This window comes from Mesorhizobium sp. M7A.F.Ca.US.006.01.1.1, assembly GCF_003997935.1.
In the GTDB taxonomy this organism is placed as follows: domain Bacteria; phylum Pseudomonadota; class Alphaproteobacteria; order Rhizobiales; family Rhizobiaceae; genus Mesorhizobium.
Genome location: NZ_RZQL01000451.1, coordinates 1 through 2061 on the forward strand (window position 1 = coordinate 1; position 2061 = coordinate 2061).

Here is a 2061-nt window from a genome sequence, read left to right on the forward strand (position 1 = left end):
GTGCGCAACCGCCGCAAGCCGGTGCGCCGCCAGTACAAGATCCAGGAAGTGATCAAGCGCCGGCAAATCCTCTTGGTGCAGGTCGTCAAGGAAGAGCGCGGCAACAAGGGCGCGGCGCTCACCACCTACCTGTCGCTGGCCGGCCGTTATTCGGTGCTGATGCCGAACACGGCGCGTGGCGGCGGCATTTCGCGCAAGATTACCAGCGCCGTCGACCGCAAGCGCCTGAAGGAGGTCGTTGCCGATCTCGAAGTGCCGCAGGGCATGGGCGTCATCCTGCGCACCGCCGGCGAGAGCCGCACCAAGGCGGAGATCAAGCGCGACTACGAATATCTGATGCGGCTTTGGGAAAATGTCCGCAATCTCACCTTGCAGTCCACGGCCCCTGCCCTGGTCTACGAGGAAGGCAGCCTGATCAAGCGCTCGGTGCGCGACCTCTACAACAAGGATATCGACGAGATTCTTGTCTCCGGCGAGGAAGGCTATCGCGAGGCCAAGGACTTCATGCGTATGCTGATGCCGAGCCACGCCAAGGTGGTTCAGCCGTTCCGCGACACGACGCCGATCTTCGTGCGCAACGGCATCGAGGCGCAGCTCGACCGCATGCTGCAGCCGCAGGTGACGCTGAAGAGCGGCGGCTACATCATCATCAACCAGACCGAAGCGCTGGTTGCCATCGACGTGAATTCGGGCCGCTCCACCAAGGAGCACTCGATCGAGGACACCGCGCTCCACACCAATCTGGAAGCGGCCGAGGAAGTCGCGCGTCAGCTCAGGCTGCGCGACCTCGCCGGCCTGATCGTCATCGACTTCATCGACATGGAGGAGAACCGCAACAACCGTTCCGTCGAGAAGCGGCTGAAAGATCACCTCAAGAACGATCGTGCGCGCATCCAGGTCGGCCGTATCTCGCATTTCGGCCTGATGGAGATGTCACGCCAGCGCATCCGCGCCAGCGTGCTGGAATCGACCATGAAGCCCTGCCCGCATTGCGGCGGCACCGGCCATGTGCGCTCCGATTCGTCGGTCGCGCTGATGGTGGTGCGGGCGATCGAGGAATTCCTGCTCAAGGATTCGCGCAGCCACATCACGGTGCGGACCCCGGCGGCCACCGCACTCTACGTGCTCAACCACAAGCGCGGCACGCTGGTGGAACTCGAAAGCCGCTTCGGGCTGACGATCACCGTCGAGGCCGACGATTCGGTGGGTTCGCAGCACTATGCGATCTTCCGCGGCGCGCTGGCTGAAAAGCCGGAAGGCTTTGTCGAGGCGCGCAGCTTCCCGGCCTATGTCGAGCCGGAAGAACCCGAGGACGAGATTGTCGTCGCCGAGGAGGAGGATGACGAGGCGCCGGTGCAGGCCGAACAGCCACGCCAGCAGCCGCAGCAACAACCCCGACCTGCCGCCGCCGGTGGCGAGGAAGGCGAAGGCCGCGACCGCAAGCGCCGCAAGCGTCGGCGTCGGCGCGGCGGCAAGGATCGCGATCGCGAACATGGCGCCCCTGCGGACGGTGCTTCCGTCTCGGCTCCGGCCGGTGAGTTTTCGGACTCCGACTCGGCCGCCAGCGATGGCGACACGGAAGCGGACGACAACGCCCCTGTTGGTGTTGCCGAAACGTCCGAGACAGCTGAAGCTTCGGACGAAGGCCAGGGCAAGAAGCGCCGGCGCGGCAAGCGCGGCGGCAAGCGCAACCGCCGCGAAGACGGTGAAGGCGAGGCTGAGGCAGGTGCTGGCGAAGCAGCCGGCGCGTCCGATAGCGAAGTCTCGGCAAGCGAGGTGATCGCCAGCGAGCCGGTGGTTGCCGTAGCGGCCGAAGAGCCGGTGGCGCTTGCTCCGGCCAATGACGACGCGCCGAGCACGGAGAAGCCGAAGAAGCCACGCCGTGCCGCCAAGCCGAAGAAGGCCGCGGCCGAAATCGTCGCCGAGGAGCCGGCTGCCGAGGCGGCAGCACCGGTCGAGACGGCGGCCCCTGCGTCCGACGAGGCAGCGGCTGTCGAGAAGGCACCGAAGGCCCGCCCTTCGCGGCGCAAGCCGGCGGCGGTGAATGCGCCGGTCGAGCCG

At 66.4% G+C, this 2061-nt stretch carries 1 protein-coding gene; it reads left to right on the forward strand.

Features of this window, described 5'->3' with window-relative positions; all coding sequences use genetic code 11:
• Nucleotides 1–2061: ribonuclease E/G (locus tag EN943_RS36685; protein WP_164778596.1), on the forward strand; the 2061-nt coding region annotated here is incomplete at both ends.